Origin of the sequence: Pseudomonas soli (genome assembly GCF_021283165.2) — a bacterium.
GTDB lineage: Bacteria > Pseudomonadota > Gammaproteobacteria > Pseudomonadales > Pseudomonadaceae > Aquipseudomonas > Aquipseudomonas soli.
In genome coordinates, this window is the sequence record NZ_CP128543.1 from 4,167,151 (window position 1) to 4,185,325 (window position 18,175).

The window sequence follows — 18,175 nt, forward strand, 5'->3', positions numbered from 1 at the left end:
AGCGACAGCTGCGTCAGTTCAGGCGCCGCCCGTAACTTCGCGACTTCAGGAGGCCGAACGGAGGTCTTGCGGAGGGAGGTGACGGGCATGGATGCCCGTCAAGCGCTGCGCCCCAGGATGGGGCGTTCAGCGCGGTCCTCCCGGGAGCAAGGCCGGAGTGAGGGGACCCGGAGCGAAGCGGAGGGCCGGATGAATGGAGCGCTGTACGGATCACCCACATGGGTTACACAAAAGTTCACTCACATAGGTGACAACACCTTGAGTGTTACATAACCATCAGTGGCATCCCGCACATCGACTCTGCCAAGGATGATGGGACCGAAAATAACATCCCAGACGCCATCCCCAACCTGCTCCAGTCCAATGGTCTGGTGCTTGAGCACATAACCTACGTAGATCCTCAAGCCCCGGCGATTGATGATGCCGGAGCTATCAGCCGGCAAGCTCTCGATATGACTGGGATAGGTCATTTCGGGGAGCTTTTCAGGGAATGGGCGTGGAGATGGCTGGTAGCAAGACGCCGGTGTTTTCTGCTTCAGCGCTTCATGCAAGCGCTCGTGATTGTAGTGCTGCCGAAAGCGATCAAAGTGCCGTTGTTGAGCCTCCCAGGCCACTGCCGGCGGCGATGGGAGCGTGCTTTTGAGCGTTCGATGCATGCGCTCGTGGCGGCCATTTTGTTCAGGCCGACCAGGCGCAATGCGCTCGGGAATGATGCCTAGACGCAGCCACCAGATCGACAGCTGAGAAAGTCCCGCACGCCCCTTACTGGCAAACGGCACACCGTTATCGGTACGAATCCGCTCAGGCAAACCATTCTCTCGGAACACTTGGGTGAAAACGGCCTGGGTTTCCAGCAGGTTGGTATTGGGCATGCTGTGGCAGGCGAGCAGGAAACGACTGGCGTGATCCATGATCGTCAGCGGATAGCACCAGACGCCTGCACCTGTCAGAAATTGACCTTTGTAGTCCGCACTGAACAGCTGGTTAGGCGACTCGGCCTTCTCCAGGGGCTTGGGATAGACCGCTACACGCTGACGTAAGCGGCGTGGTTTGACCAATTGGGCTTTCTTGAGGATGTTGTAGATCGCTGTCTTCGAGGGCGGCGCCTGATCAGGGAAACGCTCCTGCAGCGCAGCCTGGATCTTTTTCGGCCCCGGTTCCGTTTCGCCTCGACTGCGCAATTCGATGATGGCTTCGCGAACTGCGGCGGGTACGACCCAATCCTGGTTCAACCGGCGGCGGCTGCGTTCTTCCAGCCCCGAAGGCCCCTCTTTCTCATATCGCTCGACCCATTTGTAGCCGGTCTTTCGGCTGATCTCGTAGGCCTGGCACAGGGCGCTGAAGCTGGGCGGCCCCTGCAGGTAATCCGCAATGAAAAGCATTTTAAGGTCCATAGGTTTCAGCTCTCGCCAAGGCATGGTCAGATCCTCGAAAACCGACCCTGCCAGTTAAAGACTGTTACCTATGTGCGTGAACTGATTTGTAACCCATGTGGGTGAGTCATACCCGCAGCGTTTTTTGGTTACTTTTTGTCGCGTTTGACAAAAAGTGACTCGCCGTTGAACTGACCCCCGAAAGTTGGACACCTGATCCCCAACCGGAGGGTGTTCCATGACGAAATACAACCTGGCACTCAAGCAGATACTCATCGAAGAGTGCCTTTCTGCCCGCAGTGTTCATGAGGTGGCGCTCAAGCATGACCTGAGTCCATCGCTGTTACGCCGCTGGGTAAAGGGCTACGAGCAACACGGTGCAGCCGGTTTGATTGCCAAGTACAGCCACTACGACGCGCAGTTCAAATTGAAGGTTTTGCAGTGCATTGAGCAAGACGGACTGTCCGCTCAGCAAGCTTGCGTGCAGTTTGATATCCGCGGCCCGAGTAGCATCAGGCAATGGAAAAGGTTGTACGATAAAGGCGGAGTAGAAGCCCTTCACCCGCGCCGTACCCGAGAGTTCAGCATGCCCCGCAAGCCATCAAAACAGTCCAGCACAAGCCCGCCCACTCCAACGGACAGCGAGCTGACACCAAAGCAAATGCTCGAAGAGCTGGAATACCTGCGCGCGGAGAATGCTTATCTAAAAAAGCTCGATGCCTTGATCCAAGCGGACCCTCGAACTGCGCAGGCAAGAAAACGCAGGCTATCCAAGGATTGAGGCGCGGGCATCGACTTGCTCTGCTGCTACGTGCTGCAGGGCTGGCACGCAGTACCTTTTATTACCAAAGCAAAGTGCTGGTGGCTGACAAGCATGCTGCTCTCAAAGAGCGCATCAACAGCCTCTATCACGGAAATAAGGGGCGGTATGGCTATCGTCGCATCACTGCGGCCCTCGGGCACAATGGCGAGGTGGTCAACCACAAGAAGGTGCAGCGACTGATGCAGTTGATGGACCTCAAATCTCTGGTAAAAGTTAAGAAATATCGCTCGTACCGAGGCTCCGAGGGGGTTGTTGCATCTGATCTACTCAAACGCAAATTCAAGGCAGAAGCCCCCAATCAGAAATGGGCAACCGACGTGACAGAGTTCAAGGTAAAGGGGCAGAAGCTGTTTCTCTCGCCTGTGATGGACCTGTACAACGGCGAGATCCTTGCTTATCAGATCAACCGGCGTCCTGAGTTCAAGATGGTTTCGACAATGCTGGAGCAAGCCTTCGAGCGGCTGAATCCAGGTGACACACCGATACTGCATTCCGATCAAGGCTGGCAGTATCAACAGCCAACTTACCGGCATATGCTGGCTGGGAAGAATATCGAGCAGAGCATGTCGCGTAAGGGCAATTGCCTGGACAACGCCGCCATGGAAAGCTTTTTCGGCACGCTCAAGAGCGAGTTTTTTTACCTGGAGTCGTTTGAGAGTGTTGAGCAACTGGCATCAGGACTAGAGGATTACATCGCCTACTACAACCAAGAACGCATCAGTCTCAGACTGAATGGCTTGAGTCCGGTAGAATTCCGAACCCAAGCGCTGGCCGCATAGCGCTACCTGTCCAACTTTCGGGGGTCAGTTCACGTAAGGGCGAAAAGGTGACTATGCGTCAGTATAGTAAATGAATGCGCTTACAACTGTGGAAACCCACGCCGATCGCATTTGACTTTGACTTTGACTTTGACTTTGACTTTGACTTTGACTTTGACTTTGACTTTGACTTTGACTTTGACTTTGACTTTGACTTTGACTTTGACTTTGACTTTGACTTTGACTTTGACTTTGACTTTGACTTACACAGCGTGCGTCTCGAAAGTTATATGCGCATTCATTTGCGATGGTGACGCATAATCACCTTTCCGCCCTTACGGCGGGTCCCTTTTTGAAGCATCAAAAAGGAACCAAAAAATGCTCGCTCCATTCATCCGGCCCCTACGCTTCGCTCCGGGGTCCCCTCACTCCGGCCTTGCTCCCGGGAGGACCGCGCTGAACGCCCCATCCTGGGGCGCAGCGCTTGACGGGCATCCATGCCCGTCACCTCCCTTCGCAAGACCTGCGTTCGGCCTCCTGAAGTCGCAATTTGTGTCGCCTGAACTATCGCGCACTTAGAAGCAAAAGCAGAGCAAGAGCAAGAGCAAGGGCAAAGGCAAAGGCAAGAGCGGGATCGGGATCGGGATCGGGATCGGGATCGGGATCGGGATCGGGATCGGGATCGGGATCGGGATCGGGATCGGGATCGGGATCGGGACAGTCTTGCTCCCCAATCCATCCTTTACACGTTTTTTGCAAACCCCCATTGGTCCCCGCCCCCCCGGATGGATTAAAGTATCCCCCCTCGCCCGGCATCCGCTCCCAGCGCGCCAGGGCTCATCCCCAGGAACCGTCAACGATGGAACACCGTGAGGCGCTGATCGCGCTGCGCACCTTTCTCTCTTCCCAGATCCTCGGCCAGGAAAAACTGGTCGAGCGCCTGCTGATCGTGCTCCTGGCCGACGGCCACATGCTGGTCGAGGGGGCCCCGGGCCTGGCCAAGACCAAGGCCATCAAGGAGCTCGCCGAGGGTATCGAGGCCCAGTTCCATCGCATCCAGTTCACCCCCGACCTGCTCCCGGCCGACATCACCGGCACCGAGATCTACCGCCCGGAAACCGGCAGCTTCGTGTTCCAGCAAGGCCCGATCTTCCACAATCTGGTGCTGGCCGACGAAATCAACCGCGCCCCCGCCAAGGTGCAGTCGGCCCTGCTCGAGGCCATGGCCGAGCGTCAGGTCAGCGTCGGACGCAGCACCTACGAGCTGTCGCCCCTGTTCCTGGTGATGGCCACGCAGAACCCGATCGAGCAGGAGGGCACCTACCCGCTGCCCGAAGCCCAGCTCGACCGTTTCCTGATGCACGTGAAGATCGGTTTCCCCGATGCCGCCGTCGAGCGGCGCATCCTCCTGCAAGCGCGGGGCGAGGCCCTGGGCGGCGAGGTCAAGCCCGAGCGACGGGTCAGCCAGCAGGCGATCTTCGCCGCGCGCAAGGAAATCCTCGGCCTGTACATGGCCGATGCGGTGGAGGAATACCTGGTGCAACTGGTGATGGCCACCCGCACCCCGGCCAAGTTCGACAGCGAACTGGCCGACTGGATCGCCTACGGCGCCAGCCCCCGCGGCTCGATCGCTCTCGACCGCTGCGCCCGCGCCCACGCCTGGCTGGCCGGGCGCGACTTCGTCAGCCCCGAGGATATCCAGGCGGTGCTGTTCGACGTGCTGCGCCACCGTATCATCCTGTCGTTCGAGGCCGAGGCGGCGGGGGTCGACCAGGACCGCGTGGTTCAGCGCATCCTCGACGTCGTCGCCGTCGCCTGACCCCATGCCCACCACACAGCTGGCCGAACCCGGCATCCGCATCGGCCTGGCCGACCTGATCGACATGCGCCATCGCGTGCGCGAGATCCAGCTGTTCTCCCGGCCCGGCCAACGCAGCCCGCTGGTGGGCCTGCACCACTCCAAGCTGCGTGGCCGCGGAGTGGACTTCGACCAGGTACGGGTCTACCAGGCCGGCGACGATGTGCGAAATATCGACTGGCGTGTCACCGCCCGCACCCAGGAGCCGCACACCAAGCTGTTCCATGAAGAGCGCGAACGGCCGATCTTCATCATGGTCGAGCAGAGCCAGCGGCTGTTCTTCGGCTCCGGGCAGATGTTCAAGTCGGTCCTGGCCGCCCAGGCCGCCGCCCTGTTCGGCTGGGCTGCGCTGGGCCACAACGACCGTATCGGCGGGCTGGTGTTCGGCGACAACGAGCACCATGAAGTCAAGCCCAGGCGCAGCAAGCAGAGCCTGCTGCAACTGCTCAACCGCCTGGCCAAGATCAACCAGGCCCTGCACACCGAGGCCCAGCCCCAGGCCGACAGCCTGGGCCTTGCCCTGCGCCGGGCGCGAGAGGTATTGCGCCCGGGCAGCCTGGCCATCGTCATCTGCGACGAACGCGCCCTCAGCGCCAGCGTCGAGCAGCACCTGGCCATGCTGTCACGGCACTGCGACGTGCTGCTGATGCCGGTCAGCGACCCGCTCGACCACGCCCTGCCCGCCGCCGGCCTGCTGCGCTTCGCCCAGCGCGGCGCGCAGCTGGAACTCGACACCCTCGACGCCAACCTGCGCCAGGCCTACCGCCAGCAGGCCGAAGCGCGCATCGAGCGCTGGGAGTTGCTGGCACAGAAACTGCGCGTGGTGCTGATGCCGCTGAGCACCCAGAGCGAGATGATCGAGCAGTTGCGTGAATACCTGAATGCACAGCGCCCTGGAGGCGCGAAATGAACCCGCTGGACCAGCTGCAGCCGCTGATCGCGCCACCCGCCATCGGCCTGTGGCCGCCCGCGCCCGGCTGGTGGCTGCTGCTGGCCATGCTGCCCCTGCTCGGCTGGGGCGCCTGGCGCCTGCGCCACTGGCGCCCAGGCAAGCGCAAGGTGGTGCGCGCCGAACTGCCGCTGGACCCGATCCGCGTCGAGGCCCTGGCGGAACTTGCGCGCCTGCCGCGTCCCTATGACGGCGCGCCCGCCGGGGCCTGGCTGCAGCAGATCAACGCCCTGCTCAAACGCCTGTGCCGTAATCACTACCCGGGGGCCAACAGCCATACCCTCAATGGCCGGCAATGGCTGGCGTTTCTCGATAATCGCTGCCCGGCAGCCGGCCTGACCCGCTGGATGGTGCTGGTCGAAGGCGCCTACAAGCCCGAGTGCAAGCTCGATGACAAGGCCATCGCCGGGCTCGCCCAGGCGGTCGAAACCTGGATCCGCAAGCATGTTTGAACTGGGCTGGCCGTGGATTTTCCTGCTGTTGCCGCTGCCCTGGCTGGCGCGCCTGCTGCTGCCGGCCGCCGACAGCGGCGAACCGGTGCTCAAGGTCGGCTTCCTTGACGAACTCGAGGGCCTGGCCGGGCGCCGTGCCCGCCTGAACCTGCCGACCTGGCGCCAGCAGGCACCGTTCATCCTGATCTGGCTACTGTTGTTGCTGGCCGCCGCCCGCCCGCAATGGCTGGGCGATCCGCTGCCGGTATCGGCCAGTGGCCGCGACCTGCTGGTGGCGGTGGACGTATCAGGTTCCATGGATTTCCCCGACATGCAGTGGAAGGACGACGAGATCAGCCGCCTGGACCTGGTCAAGGCATTGATGGGCGACTTCCTGCAGGACCGCCAGGGCGACCGCGTCGGCCTGATCCTGTTCGGCAGCCAAGCCTACCTGCAGGCCCCGTTGACCTTCGACCGGCGCACCGTGCGCACCTTCCTCGACGAAGCGCAGATCGGCATCGCCGGCAAGAACACCGCCATCGGCGACGCCATTGGCCTGGCCGTCAAACGCCTGCGCCAGCGCCCGGCGCAGAGCCGGGTGCTGATCCTGATCACCGACGGCGCCAACAACGGCGGGCAGATCCACCCGCTGACCGCCGCGCGCCTGGCCGCCCAGGAAGGCGTGCGCATCTACCCCATCGGCATCGGCGCCAACCCCGAGGCCAGCGGCACGCCGGGACTGCTGGGCCTGAATCCGAGCCTGGACCTGGACGAGGCCGCGCTCAAGGAGATCGCCGAAATCACCCATGGCAGCTACTTCCGCGCCCACGACGGCGCCGAGCTCGACGCCATCGGCGACACCCTCGACCAACTGGAACCGGTGGCCCAGCAGCCGACCCAGGCGCGCACCGCCCATGAGCTGTACGCCTGGCCACTGGCACTGGCGCTGTTGCTCAGCGTGCTGCTGGTGGTGGCCGTGCAGTGGCCGGACAACCTGCTGCAACGCCTGCTGCGCAAACCGCGCTTCCTGCAGCCTCACCCGGAATGGCGCCAGCGCCTCAAGCGCCTGCGCCTGAGGAGGCGGCGATGATCGAACTCTGGCCGCAATGGCTGCGCCCGCTCTGGCTGTTGGTACTGCCACTGCTTGGCTGGCTGCTGTTCAAGCTCTGGCACCGACGCAAGCGCGCCGGACGCTGGCAGTTGATCCTGCCGCAACCGTTCCACGCGGTACTGCTCGGTGGCGGCAGCGGCAGCACCAGCAAGCTGCCGTGGATCGCCCTGGGCCTGGCCTGGCTGCTGATCGTCCTGGCCCTGCTCGGCCCCAGCTGGCAACGCCTCGAGGAAACCCGCCAGCGCCCGGCCGACCCGCTGGTGATCCTGCTCGAACTGACGCCGCAGATGCTCGCCGAGGACAGCGCGCCGAACCGCCTGGAGCAGGCCCGACGCAAGGTGCTCGACCTGCTCGAGCATCGTCGCGACAGCCAGACCGCACTGATCGTCTATGCCGGCAGCGCCCACACCCTGGTGCCGCTGTCAGATGACCTGGGCACCACGCGCAACCTGCTCGAGGCCGTCGATCCATCGATCATGCCGCAGCCCGGCCAGCGCGCTGACCTGGCCGTACGCAAGGGCCTCGCGCTGCTAGCGCAAAGCGGTCTGGGCCAGGGCCGCCTGCTGTTGATCGGCTCGTCGCTGAGCGAACTTGAACGCGAAGGCATACGCCAGGCCCTTGGCCGCCAGGGCCCGAGCCTGCTGATGCTGGGTGTCGGCAGCGCCGAGGGCGCGCCGGTGCGCCAGGCCAATGGCGAATACCTCAAGGACGACCAGGGCGGCATCCTTATGCCACGCCTGGACAGCGCTTCGCTGAAGACTTTCATCGGCTCGACCGGCGGGCGCTATCGCCATGCCCGCATCGACGACCTCGACCTGCGCGGCCTGGGCCTGTTCGACAACCCGCGCCTGCTGCACAACGACGGACAGCCCCTGCAACTGGACAGCTGGGCCGATCAGGGATACTGGCTGCTACTGCCCCTGCTGCTGCTCGCCGCCTGCGCCGGCCGGCGTGGCTGGCTGTTCTGCCTCCCCCTGCTGCTGGCCCTGCCGCAGCCGAGCCAGGCCTTCGAGTTCAACGACCTGTGGCTGCGCCCCGACCAGCAGGGCCAGCGCCTGCTGGAACGACAACGCCCCGCCGAGGCCGCCCGGCACTTCGCCGACAGCCAATGGCGTGGCATGGCACTTTACCAGGCCGGCGACTTCGAAGGCGCCGCCGCCGCATTCGCCCAAGCCGGCACAGCAGCCGCCCATTACAATCGTGGTAACGCCCTGGCCCGCGCCGGCGAACTGGAAGCGGCGCTGGACGCCTACGAACAGGCACTGGAGCGCCAGCCCGACCTGAAAGCCGCGCTGGACAACCAGGCGCTGGTCCAGCAATTGTTGCAACAGCGCCAGGCCAAGGCCGAGGAACAGCCAAACAACGCCGATGCCCGGGACACGCCCGGCAATGAGACGGAAGGCAATAGCAGCTCGACCAGCAGCCAGGCCCAGGGCGCGCCGGACAGCGAAAACCCGGCACAAGGCCAGCAGAACGGTGACAATCAGGGCAACTCCCAGGCTCCGTCCGGCACTGCCGACGGCGATGACGACAGCATCACCCAGCCGCCCCAGCGGCCGCTCTCCACCAGCCTCGACGCCGAGCAGCGCCAGGCCCTGGAACAGTGGCTGCGGGAGATCCCCGACAATCCGGCGGAACTGCTGCGGCGCAAATTCTGGTATGAACAGCAATTGCATCAGGAAACCCCACGATGAGTCGCTTCGGCGTCTTTCTCCTAGGCCTGTTGTGGAGCCTCGCGGCCCAGGCCGAACCGACCCTGCAGGCCAGTGTCGACCGCACGCGCCTCGAGGCCGGCGAAACCCTGGAACTCACCCTCGAGAGCCAGGACGTGACCCAGTTCGGCAAGCCCGACCTGCGCACCCTCGAGCCGGATTTCGAGGTTCGCGGCACACGCCAGCTCAACAGCCTGCACACCCTCGACGGCGAAACCCGCGCCAGCACCCGCTGGATCATCACCCTGCTGCCCCGGCGCAGCGGCAGCCTGCGCATCCCCGAGCTGCAACTGGGCCAGTCGCGCAGCCAGGCCATCGAGCTGCAGGTGCTGCAGGCCGACAGCCAGCGCCCGGACGCAGCCTCGCAAGTGTTCGTCGAGGCCACCCTGGACAGCAGCGCGGTCTATGTCCAGGCCCAGGCCGTGCTGACCCTGCGCATCTACCATTCGGTCGCGCTATACGACGACAGCAGTCTCAGCCCGTTGCAACTGGAAAACGCCAAGGTTGACCCCCTGGGTGAGTCGCGCACGTACGAGAAAGAGATTAATGGCGTGCGCCATGGGGTGATCGAGACCCGCTACGCCATCTACCCCCAGCAAAGCGGCGACCTTGACGTGCCGCCGCTGCGCTTCACCGCCACCGCCGCCGACAATGGCGAGCAACCCGCCGGCACGCCAAGGGTCGGCCGCCAGGTGCAGGTTAGTTCGCTGCCGTTGCGCCTGACCGTCAAGCCGATCCCGGCCGGCTACCCGGCCGACCGCCCCTGGCTGCCGGCACGCAGCCTGACCCTGGAAGAACACTGGAACCCCGACCCGAACAGCCAGCCGACGCAGATCGGCGACTCGCTGACGCGCAACATCAGTGTGCGCGCCGAGGGCCTTTCGAGCACTCAGTTGCCGCCGCTGCCGGCCACCGAGGCCGCCGGCCTGCGCCGTTACCCCGACCAGCCGTTGCTGCGCAATGAGATCGGCGAGCGCGGCATGGTCGCCAACCGTGAGGAACGCGAGGCGCTGGTGCCGACCCACGCCGGCGAGCTGGCCCTGCCGGCGCTGGAGGTGACCTGGTGGAACACCCGCGAGGACCACCTGGAGCACAGCAGCCTGCCGGCACGCACCCTGAACGTGCAGGACAATCCGGCGCTCAGCGCCGACACCCCGGTCGGCGACAGCAACATGGCCCCCAGCCTGCTCTGGCCCTGGCAGTTGGCTACGCTGGTACTGGCGCTGACCACCTTGCTCGGTTTCACCCTGTGGTGGCGGGCCCGTTCGCAACCGGCGGTACTGCGGGCGGCGCAGACTGGCCCAAGTCCACGCACGCTGCTCGACGACCTCAAGCGCGCCTGCCAGGCCAACGATCCGCAGGCCACCCGCCAGGCGCTGGACGCCTGGGCGCGGCAGCAGCCGGAAACCCTGGCCGAGATGGCGGCGCGCTTCGTGCCGTTGTCCGATGCGCTGGATGGGTTGAACGGTGCGTTGTACAGCGAAAGCGGCCAGTACTGGCATGGCGACGAGCTATGGCGGGCCATCGGCGCCATACCGCCGGCCGAGCAGGAGCTGGCGCCGACGGGCGAGGCCAGTAGCCTGCCTCCGCTTTATCCCAAGTAGCCCCATCGCGGGCCAAGCCCGCTCCCACAAGTCCGCGATGAGTTACCATAGCGCCCGAATCCAAACGCCCCCTGCCGCTCACCCTACGGATCTTCCATGCGTCTGTTTCACACCTCCGACTGGCACCTGGGCCAGAGCCTGCATGGCCAGGAACGCGACTTCGAACACGCCTGCTTCCTCGACTGGCTGCTAGGCCAGCTGCGCCTGCGCCAGCCCGATGCGCTGCTGATCGCCGGCGACATCTTCGACACCGTCAATCCGCCGGTCAAAGCCCAGGAACGCCTTTACGACTTCATCGTCCAGGCCCACGAGCAACAGCCCAAGCTGGACATCGTGATGATCGCCGGCAACCACGACTCCGGCTCGCGCATCGAGCTGCCGGCGCCACTGATGCGCCGCCTGCGCACCCACGCCCTGGGCCGCGTGCACTGGCTCGACGAGGGCCAGCTGGACGCCGAGCGCCTGCTGATCCCGCTGACCAACGCCCGCGGCAAGGTCGGCGCCTGGTGCCTGGCCCTGCCCTTCCTGCGCCCCGCCGAAGTCACCGGGCCGGCGCTGGGTGACGACTACCTGCAGGGCATCACCCAGGTCCACGAGCAGTTGATCGCGGCAGCACAGAAGAAACGCAAGAAGGACCAGGCGCTGGTCGCCATCAGCCATGCGCACATGGCCGGCGGCAGCATCTCGGAAGACTCCGAACGCAGCCTGATCATCGGCAATGCCGAGGCGCTGCCGGCGCGGCTGTTCGACAAGGCCATCAGCTATGTCGCCCTGGGTCATCTGCACAAGCCGCAGAAGGTCAACCGCGAGGATCGCATCCGCTACAGCGGCGCGCCGATCCCGCTGTCCTTCGCTGAAATCAACTACCCGCACCAGGTGCTGGAAGTGGAGCTGGAGGGCGCCGAACTGGTCAGCGTCGAGCCGCGCCCGGTGCCGCGTGCCGTGGCCCTGCAGCGGGTCGGCCCGGCACCGCTGGGCGAGTTGCTCGAACAATTGGGCCAATTGCCGGTGATCGACCTGCTCGAAGACCCCAACCGCCAACCCTGGCTGGAGGTGCGGGTACGCCTGGACGAGCCGCAGCCCGACCTGCGCCAGCAGATCGAGACCGCCCTGCAAGGCAAGGCTGTGCGCCTGGTGCGCATCAGCGCCGAGTATGCCGGCGCCGGGCGCCAGGAGGAGGATGAACAAACCTTTGTCGAACTGGCGCAGCTGACCCCGCAGGACCTGTTCGGCCGTGCCTGGCAACAACAGTACGGCAACCCTGCCGACGAGCAGGCCCTGGCCGACTTTGCCGAGCTGCTGCAGGACGTGCTGCAAGAGGAGGAACGACCATGAAGATTCTCGCCATCCGCCTGAAGAACCTGGCTTCCCTTGCCGGCCCCATCGACATCGACTTCACCGCCGAGCCCCTGGCCAGCGCCGGCCTGTTCGCCATCACCGGGCCGACCGGGGCCGGCAAGAGCACACTGCTCGACGCCCTGTGCCTGGCCCTGTTCGGCAGCGTGCCACGCCTGAACGATATCGCCCGGGAAGCCAAGGTGCCGGATGCCGACGGCGAGATCCCCACCTCCGACCCACGCAACCTGCTGCGCCGTGGCACCGGCAGCGGCTTTGCCGAGGTGGATTTCATCGGCATCGACGGCTGCCGCTACCGCGCCCGCTGGGAAGCCAATCGCGCCCGCGAGAAAGCCACCGGCAAGCTGCAGAACAGCCGCCAAAGCCTCTACGACCTGGACAGCGAGCAGTTGCTGGGTAGCGGCAAGAACGAATACAAGCAGCTGGTCGAGGCCCGCCTGGGCCTGAATTTCGAGCAGTTCACCCGCGCGGTGATGCTGGCCCAGAGCGAGTTCGGCGCCTTTCTCAAGGCCGACGACCGTGAGCGCAGCGAATTGCTGGAAAAACTCACCAACACGGCGATCTACACCCGCCTCGGCCAGCGCGCCTTCAGCAAGGCTCGGGAAACCGGCGAGGTACACAACGATCTGAAGAAGCAGGCCGAGCATCTGCTGCCGATGGACGCCGAAGCTCGTGCCGCCCTCGACCAGGAACTTGAACTGGCCCAGCAACAGTTCAAGGCCGGCCAGGCACGCCAGCGCCTGCTCGAACAACAGCGCACCTGGTTCGAAGAACAGCAGCGCCTGCACGCCCAGCACCATGAGGCCGGCACTGCCCTGCAAGCCGCCGAGCAGGCGTGGCAGCAACTGGCCGAACAGCGCGTCGACCTGCAACGCCTGGAGCGCCTGGCGCCCCAGCGCCACCAGTTCCATCGCCAACAGCACCTGGCCGCGCAACTGGCCCCGGTGCAGGCGGATATCGACCAGCAACAACGCCAGCAAAGCGATATGCAGCAAGATATCGACGCACTGCAGCAGTCCCTCGAAGCCGCCCGCCAGCACCTGGGCCAACAGCAGGCCCTGCAAGGCGAAAACGCTCCGCGCCTGCGCCAGGCCTTCGCCGCTCAAGGCGACATCGCACGCCTGGACAAGGACCTGACGGAACAGCGCGAAGCCTGTAACCAGGCCGAGCAGGAGGCCAGCGCGGGCCAGCAGCAGCTGCAACAGCTGGAGGACCATCAGCAACGCAGCCAGCAGCAGTTGTCGCAGATCGATGCCGCCCTGGCCGAAAGCCAGCATCTGGGCGGCCTCGCCGACGCCTGGCAGGCCTATCTGCCACAACTCAAGCAGGTCATGCTGACCGGCGGCCGCCTGGCCAAGGGCCGCGAAGAGCTGCCCGGGCTGCAGGCCCAGGCCAGCCAGGCCAACGCCCAACTGCAAGCGCAACGCGAGCATTTCGAACTGCTGTTCCGCGAAGCCGGTGCCGAACCCCATGCGCTGGCCGAGCAGGTCGATCTGCTCGGCGCCATGCTTCAGGACAACCGCAAGCAACAGCGCGCCGTCGAAGAGCTGGGCCGCCTGCATGGTCGCGAGCAGGAACTGCGCCAGGCCATCGCCGCCCTGCGTGAACGCCAGCAGCAAGCCATGCAGCGGCGCCAGCAACTGATCGGCGAAGGCACCGCGGCCAAGGCCGAGCTGGAAAGCGCCGAGCAAGCGCTGACCCTCACCCGTCAATTGCTCGAGCGCCAGCGCCTGGCGCGCAACACCAGCGTCGAAGAGCTGCGCGCGCAACTGCGCGACGGCGAGCCTTGCCCGGTCTGCGGTAGCGCCGAACACCCGTTCCACCAGCCCGAAGCCCTGCTGCACAGCCTTGGTCGACACGACCAGGCCGAGGAAGAGGCGGCGCACAAGCAAGTCGAGCAGCTCAATGGCAAGCTGGTGGAACTGCGCACCGAACTGGGCGTGGTCAATGCCCAGCTCAAGGATTACCAGCAACAACAACAGCAGCTCGGCGAGCAGTTGCAGCCTGTGACCGAACAGCTCCACGCCCATGCTCTGTGGCCGGCGCTTGCCCCGCAAGACGACGCGGCCCGCGGCAAGTGGCTCGACGGCCAGTTACGCCGCCTCGGCGAGGAGATAGACCGCGACGAGAAACGTCAGGGCGCCCTGCTCACCCTGCAGAAGGATGCCGCTCGCCTTACCCAGCAATTGCAGGCCGCAGGCGAGGCCCAGCAACAGGCGCAGCGTCACCTCGACCAGCAGCACCAGGCCCTGGCCGCCGACGCCCAGCAACTGGAACAAAGCCTCGACGACCTGGGCAGCGTGCTGCCCCAGGACATTCTCCAGGCCCTGCGCGACGACCCGGCCAACGCCTTCCTCGGCCTCGACCAGCAGATCGCCCAGCGCCGCCAACAACTCGACCTGCGCAAGGACGAACAGGAAGAGCAACAGGCCCGTCAAGTCCAGCTCGACAAGCTGCGGGACCAGCAACAGACACGCCTGCACGTGCATCAGCAACTGCAACAGAAATTTGCCACGCTGGACGCGCAACACCAGCAGGCCCGCGCCACACTTGGCGAACTGCTCGGTGAACAGCCCAGCGCCGAAGCCTGGCAACAGTACATGGATACCCAGCTGGAGCAGGCGCGCAGCGCCGAGGCCGACTGCGTCCAGAAGCTGCAAGCGCTGCACACCCAAAGCGTGCAACTGGCCGGCGACCTCAAGGCCAACCAGCAGCGTCAGCAGGCCCTGGAACAGGAGCATCAGCAGTTGCAGGGCGAAATCGCCAATTGGCGCAGCGCGCACCCTGAGCTGGACGATGCCGGCCTTGACCGCCTGCTGGCCGTCGACGATGCCCAGCTCGGTGAATTGCGTCAGCGCCTGCAAACTGCAGAGAAGGCCATCGAGCAAGGCCGGGTGCTGCTTCAGGAGCGTGAACAACGCCTGCAGCAACATGCCAGCCAGGCCCACGGCGAATTGCCGGCGGAAGAACTGGAGCAAGCACTCAGCGAGCTCCAGCAGCAACTGGCCGCTCAAGAACAAGGCTGCGCCGAACTACGCGCGCGCCAGGCCGACGACCAGCGCCGTCAGCAGGCCAGCCAGGCCCTGGCCGAGCAGATCGAGCAGGCCTACCAGCAATGGCAACGCTGGGCGCGCCTGAATGCGCTGATCGGCTCGGCCTCGGGCGATGTGTTCCGCAAGATCGCCCAGGGCTACAATCTCGACCTGCTGCTGCACCACGCCAATAGCCAGTTGCGCCAGTTAGCCAAACGCTACCGCCTCAAGCGCGGCGGCAGCGCGCTGGGCCTGCTGGTGCTGGACACCGAGATGGGCGACGAGCTGCGCTCTGTGCACTCGCTGTCGGGCGGCGAAACCTTCCTGGTCTCCCTGGCGCTGGCCCTGGGCCTGGCGTCGATGGCCTCCAGCACCCTGCGCATCGAATCGCTGTTCATCGACGAAGGCTTCGGCAGCCTCGACCCCGAGTCGCTGCAACTGGCCATGGACGCCCTCGACGGTCTGCAGGCTCAGGGCCGCAAGGTAGCGGTGATCTCCCACGTGCAGGAGATGCACGAACGCATCCCGGTGCAGATCCAGGTGCGCCGTCAGGGCAATGGGCTGAGCGATGTCGAGGTGTGCGGGTGATTCTCTACTCGTTCCGCCGCTGCCCCTGGGCCATGCGCGCACGCCTGGCGCTGCGCTACGCCGGGTGCGACGTGCAGGTGGTCGAGGTAAAGATGAAGGAAAAGCCCGCCGAACTGCTGGCACTGTCGCCCAAGGGCACGGTGCCGGTGCTCGATACCGGGAATGGCGTACTGGAGGAAAGCCTCGAGATCATGCGCTGGGCGCTCGACCGCCACGACCCCGAAGACTGGCGCCTGCTGGCTGACCCAGCGGCCGCGCGCCAGGCCGACGCGCTGATAGCCCGCAACGACAGCGCGTTCAAGGCGCAGGTAAACCTGTACAAGTATGCCGAGCGCTATCCAAAGTATTCCCGGGCCCACTACCGCGCCCAGGCCGAGCCCTGGCTGGCCGAGCTGGAAAGCCTTCTCGAAGGCAGGCCCTGGCTACTCGCCGAGCACCCTAGCCTGGCCGACGCCGCCTTGCTGCCCTTGATGCGCCAGTTTGCCGGGGTCGAACCGCAATGGTTCGCCGAGGCTGCTTATCCGCGGCTGCGGAGCTGGCTTCAGGGCTGGCTGGGGTCATCCCTGTTCGAGGCCGTCATGGCGAAGCCATAGTGCCCCACGCGACACACTGCAGGCCGCAGGAAAAAGCGTCGTTCGTCCTGTGTTTTTTCCTGCCGCCCGCTACTCACAACGCCAGAATCGGCGCGGACATCAGCAACAGCACTACCGCCGTGATACGCCACATCATGCTCTGCCCCTTTGGCGAGTCAAAAATTTAGCGTCAAATTAAATCATATGGCTTTGTGCTATTACCAATGGCTTTACACACTCAGTTGGAGTGCTTGCTCAAGGCGGCATGGAAATGCGCGCTCTGTTGCAGGTATTTCTGGGTGTAGCTGTGGGTGCTCGAGGCCTTGGTACCCTGCTCCGCCTGGGCGTGGGCTGGCAAAACGACGGAGGCAGAGATGGCGGAGGCGGCGATGAGTGGGAAGAGATTGAAGTTCATGCTGGCAGACCTCGACTTCGGTGGTTGACGTTGGCCCGTCGTGGGCCTTGGGTCAAAACTTACGCCGATGGATCTGCCTGTAAAAATTCATTGCGGCAGTAGCCATTATCATGGCCATTGATAATTGCCGATGCCGCTCCCACGCCAACTCAGTGTCCGCCATTATTCGAGGAACTTGAGGTCCGAAGGCGCCTGCTGCGCCAACTTCTGCAGGGTGTCCCCCAGCTTGCCGCTGCGCGGATCTCGGCGCATGACCACGATCTGGTTGCTCTTCTGGTTCGCCACCAGCAGGTAGTTGCCACTGGGGTCCAGGGCAAACTCGCGGGGATGGTCGCCCTCGACCGAGCGGCGCTGCACCAATCTCAGTTGGCCGTCATCCTTGCCTACCGCATACACCACGATCTCGTTGGCAGTGCCGCGATTGCTGACATAGAGGAAGCGGCCATCGGCCGACAGGTGCAGCCCGCCCGCGGCCCTGGCCGCTGCATCCTTGCTGTCGGTCAGCGGCAAGTGCTGGCGCTCGGTCAGAGCACCGTCCTGCACATCGAATACCACCACCTCGGCGCTCATCTCCAGCGTCAGGTAGGCGTGCCGACCCTTGGCGTCGAACAGCAGATGACGCGGGCCACTGCCCGGTGGCAACGCCACTGACGGCGGAATCGCCGGGCTCAGCGGATGCTCGGGGCTGGCGCCGTCATAGCGGTAGATGAACACCTTGTCCGCGCCCAGGTCGCTGGCATACAGGTGGCGGCCATCGGGCGACAGCACCAGCGAATGCACATGGGCACCGGCCTGGCGCTCGGGGTTGACCTTGCTTGGCGTGTGCCTAGCCTGCTGCACCACCGGTTTGAGCTTGCCGTCCCTGGCCACCGGGATCACCACCAGGCTGCCACCGGGGTCGGGAGCGACGGCGTAGTTGGCGACGAACAGGTAGCGCTGGTCATGGCTCAGGCTGGCGTGGGTCGGCTCGTCGCCCTGGCTGGGCACCTGGTTCAGCAGCTTGATCTCGCCCTTGCTGCTTAGCGAGAAGCTGCTGACGTTGCCCTTGGGCGTTTCATTTACCGCGAACAGCTGGCGCTGGTCGGCAGACAGCACCAGCCACGAGGGGCTGACACTCTTGACCACCTGCCGGGGCTTGGCGTCGATCTGGCCAGTGCGAGCGTTGAAGTCGTAGCGGTAGATCCCTTCGCTGCCGTTGTCGGTGTAGCTGCCCACCAGCAACGTGGCGGCCTGGGCGTTGACTGACAAAGCCATCAGGCTAGCGGTCAGCAGGCGTGTCCATTTCCTGTTCATCGTCTTCTTCATCCGGGGCACGAAAAGCACTCATACAGACTAGACGATGCTCGCCTTCATCAGTGGCCAGGCTCCAGTCGTCGCCCGCGCCAGTGGCGGCAGCGATCTGCTCGGGGGTGAAGGACCAGCGGCGCAGTTGGCGGCCGTCCATGCATTCGATGGTGAGGCCGGATTCGTCGAGGGTGAAGTCGAAGGCGTGCAGGCCGTCGATCAGGAGCATGTCGCAGGCTGCGAGGGCGGTGGCGAGGGTGGTCATGGTAATACCATTTCAGACAAAGGCCGCCATTATACGCAATCGCG

Annotated in this window: 15 protein-coding genes; 11 read left to right on the forward strand and 4 right to left on the reverse strand. The window is 64.6% G+C overall.

The window, feature by feature from the left end:
* Positions 1-239: 239 nt before the first annotated feature.
* Entirely contained in the window at positions 240-1,418 is a 1,179-nt protein-coding gene (locus LU688_RS19255; RefSeq protein WP_104444790.1) for an integrase core domain-containing protein, read from the reverse strand.
* Positions 1,419-1,611: 193 nt separating this feature from the next.
* Here LU688_RS19255 and LU688_RS19260 point away from each other — a divergent pair.
* The 11 genes from LU688_RS19260 (at position 1,612) to LU688_RS19310 (ending at position 16,188) form a co-directional block, all read left to right on the forward strand.
* Positions 1,612-2,975, forward strand: a protein-coding gene (locus LU688_RS19260) for an IS3 family transposase (RefSeq protein ID WP_123902472.1) whose coding sequence is annotated in 2 segments (ribosomal slippage) — positions 1,612-2,077 and positions 2,077-2,975 — 1,365 coding nt in all. Because the reading frame shifts where the segments join, the coding sequence is not laid out codon by codon here.
* Positions 2,976-3,049: 74 nt separating this feature from the next.
* Positions 3,050-3,268, forward strand: a complete 219-nt coding sequence (locus tag LU688_RS19265; RefSeq protein WP_289678220.1) for a hypothetical protein — start codon at positions 3,050-3,052, stop codon at positions 3,266-3,268.
* Positions 3,269-3,813: 545 nt separating this feature from the next.
* Positions 3,814-4,773, forward strand: a complete 960-nt coding sequence (locus tag LU688_RS19270) for an AAA family ATPase (RefSeq protein WP_011532987.1) — start codon at positions 3,814-3,816, stop codon at positions 4,771-4,773.
* A 4-nt stretch (positions 4,774-4,777) separates the two neighbouring features.
* Positions 4,778-5,722 carry a DUF58 domain-containing protein gene (locus LU688_RS19275; protein WP_038706519.1) on the forward strand — a complete coding sequence of 315 codons (945 nt, stop codon included), beginning with the start codon at positions 4,778-4,780 and terminating at the stop codon, positions 5,720-5,722.
* Positions 5,719-6,213 carry a DUF4381 domain-containing protein gene (locus tag LU688_RS19280; RefSeq protein ID WP_046854739.1) on the forward strand — a complete coding sequence of 165 codons (495 nt, stop codon included), beginning with the start codon at positions 5,719-5,721 and terminating at the stop codon, positions 6,211-6,213. The genes LU688_RS19275 and LU688_RS19280 overlap by 4 nt, the downstream gene beginning before the upstream one ends.
* Positions 6,206-7,282, forward strand: coding sequence for a vWA domain-containing protein (locus tag LU688_RS19285; RefSeq protein ID WP_038706521.1), 1,077 nt, complete (start codon positions 6,206-6,208; stop codon positions 7,280-7,282). The genes LU688_RS19280 and LU688_RS19285 overlap by 8 nt, the downstream gene beginning before the upstream one ends.
* Positions 7,279-8,997, forward strand: a complete 1,719-nt coding sequence (locus tag LU688_RS19290; RefSeq protein ID WP_094012591.1) for a vWA domain-containing protein — start codon at positions 7,279-7,281, stop codon at positions 8,995-8,997. The genes LU688_RS19285 and LU688_RS19290 overlap by 4 nt, the downstream gene beginning before the upstream one ends.
* The gene (locus LU688_RS19295) at positions 8,994-10,619 is read left to right on the forward strand and encodes a BatD family protein (RefSeq protein ID WP_094012590.1); all 1,626 of its coding nucleotides are present in this window, start codon (positions 8,994-8,996) and stop codon (positions 10,617-10,619) included. Before LU688_RS19290 ends, LU688_RS19295 begins: the two co-directional genes overlap by 4 nt.
* A gap of 96 nt (positions 10,620-10,715) precedes the next feature.
* On the forward strand, positions 10,716-11,954 hold the full coding sequence (locus LU688_RS19300) for an exonuclease SbcCD subunit D C-terminal domain-containing protein (RefSeq protein ID WP_094012589.1): 1,239 nt from the start codon (positions 10,716-10,718) through the stop codon (positions 11,952-11,954).
* The gene (locus tag LU688_RS19305; protein WP_094012588.1) at positions 11,951-15,595 is read left to right on the forward strand and encodes an AAA family ATPase; all 3,645 of its coding nucleotides are present in this window, start codon (positions 11,951-11,953) and stop codon (positions 15,593-15,595) included. Before LU688_RS19300 ends, LU688_RS19305 begins: the two co-directional genes overlap by 4 nt.
* Positions 15,592-16,188: a glutathione S-transferase gene (locus LU688_RS19310; protein ID WP_094012587.1), complete on the forward strand. Its 597-nt coding sequence runs from the start codon at positions 15,592-15,594 to the stop codon at positions 16,186-16,188. Before LU688_RS19305 ends, LU688_RS19310 begins: the two co-directional genes overlap by 4 nt.
* A gap of 217 nt (positions 16,189-16,405) precedes the next feature.
* Here LU688_RS19310 and LU688_RS19315 read toward each other — a convergent pair whose 3' ends face one another.
* The 3 genes from LU688_RS19315 to LU688_RS19325 all read right to left on the reverse strand — a co-directional run bounded on the left by LU688_RS19315 (position 16,406) and on the right by LU688_RS19325 (position 18,131).
* Positions 16,406-16,582: a hypothetical protein gene (locus LU688_RS19315; protein WP_023631376.1), complete on the reverse strand. Its 177-nt coding sequence runs from the start codon at positions 16,580-16,582 to the stop codon at positions 16,406-16,408.
* A gap of 162 nt (positions 16,583-16,744) precedes the next feature.
* Complete coding sequence (locus LU688_RS19320; protein WP_031315541.1) at positions 16,745-17,875, reverse strand: lactonase family protein; 1,131 nt, start codon at positions 17,873-17,875, stop codon at positions 16,745-16,747.
* Positions 17,841-18,131 (reverse strand): DUF5629 family protein, encoded by a 291-nt coding sequence (locus LU688_RS19325; RefSeq protein ID WP_023631373.1) that lies wholly within the window; start codon positions 18,129-18,131, stop codon positions 17,841-17,843. The genes LU688_RS19320 and LU688_RS19325 overlap by 35 nt, the downstream gene beginning before the upstream one ends.
* Positions 18,132-18,175: the final 44 nt, after the last annotated feature.

Excerpts from the sequence above, each read along its gene's own strand:
- LU688_RS19300 (WP_094012589.1), top strand. The coding sequence starts at position 10,716 with ATGCGTCTGTTTCACACCTCCGACTGGCACCTGGGCCAGAGCCTGCAT.
- LU688_RS19315 (WP_023631376.1), bottom strand. The coding sequence starts at position 16,582 with ATGAACTTCAATCTCTTCCCACTCATCGCCGCCTCCGCCATCTCTGCC.
- LU688_RS19255 (WP_104444790.1), bottom strand. The coding sequence starts at position 1,418 with ATGCCTTGGCGAGAGCTGAAACCTATGGACCTTAAAATGCTTTTCATT.
- LU688_RS19280 (WP_046854739.1), top strand. The coding sequence starts at position 5,719 with ATGAACCCGCTGGACCAGCTGCAGCCGCTGATCGCGCCACCCGCCATC.
- LU688_RS19265 (WP_289678220.1), top strand. The coding sequence starts at position 3,050 with ATGCGCTTACAACTGTGGAAACCCACGCCGATCGCATTTGACTTTGAC.
- LU688_RS19270 (WP_011532987.1), top strand. The coding sequence starts at position 3,814 with ATGGAACACCGTGAGGCGCTGATCGCGCTGCGCACCTTTCTCTCTTCC.
- LU688_RS19305 (WP_094012588.1), top strand. The coding sequence starts at position 11,951 with ATGAAGATTCTCGCCATCCGCCTGAAGAACCTGGCTTCCCTTGCCGGC.
- LU688_RS19285 (WP_038706521.1), top strand. The coding sequence starts at position 6,206 with ATGTTTGAACTGGGCTGGCCGTGGATTTTCCTGCTGTTGCCGCTGCCC.
- LU688_RS19320 (WP_031315541.1), bottom strand. The coding sequence starts at position 17,875 with ATGAACAGGAAATGGACACGCCTGCTGACCGCTAGCCTGATGGCTTTG.
- LU688_RS19325 (WP_023631373.1), bottom strand. The coding sequence starts at position 18,131 with ATGACCACCCTCGCCACCGCCCTCGCAGCCTGCGACATGCTCCTGATC.
- LU688_RS19275 (WP_038706519.1), top strand. The coding sequence starts at position 4,778 with ATGCCCACCACACAGCTGGCCGAACCCGGCATCCGCATCGGCCTGGCC.
- LU688_RS19295 (WP_094012590.1), top strand. The coding sequence starts at position 8,994 with ATGAGTCGCTTCGGCGTCTTTCTCCTAGGCCTGTTGTGGAGCCTCGCG.
- LU688_RS19290 (WP_094012591.1), top strand. The coding sequence starts at position 7,279 with ATGATCGAACTCTGGCCGCAATGGCTGCGCCCGCTCTGGCTGTTGGTA.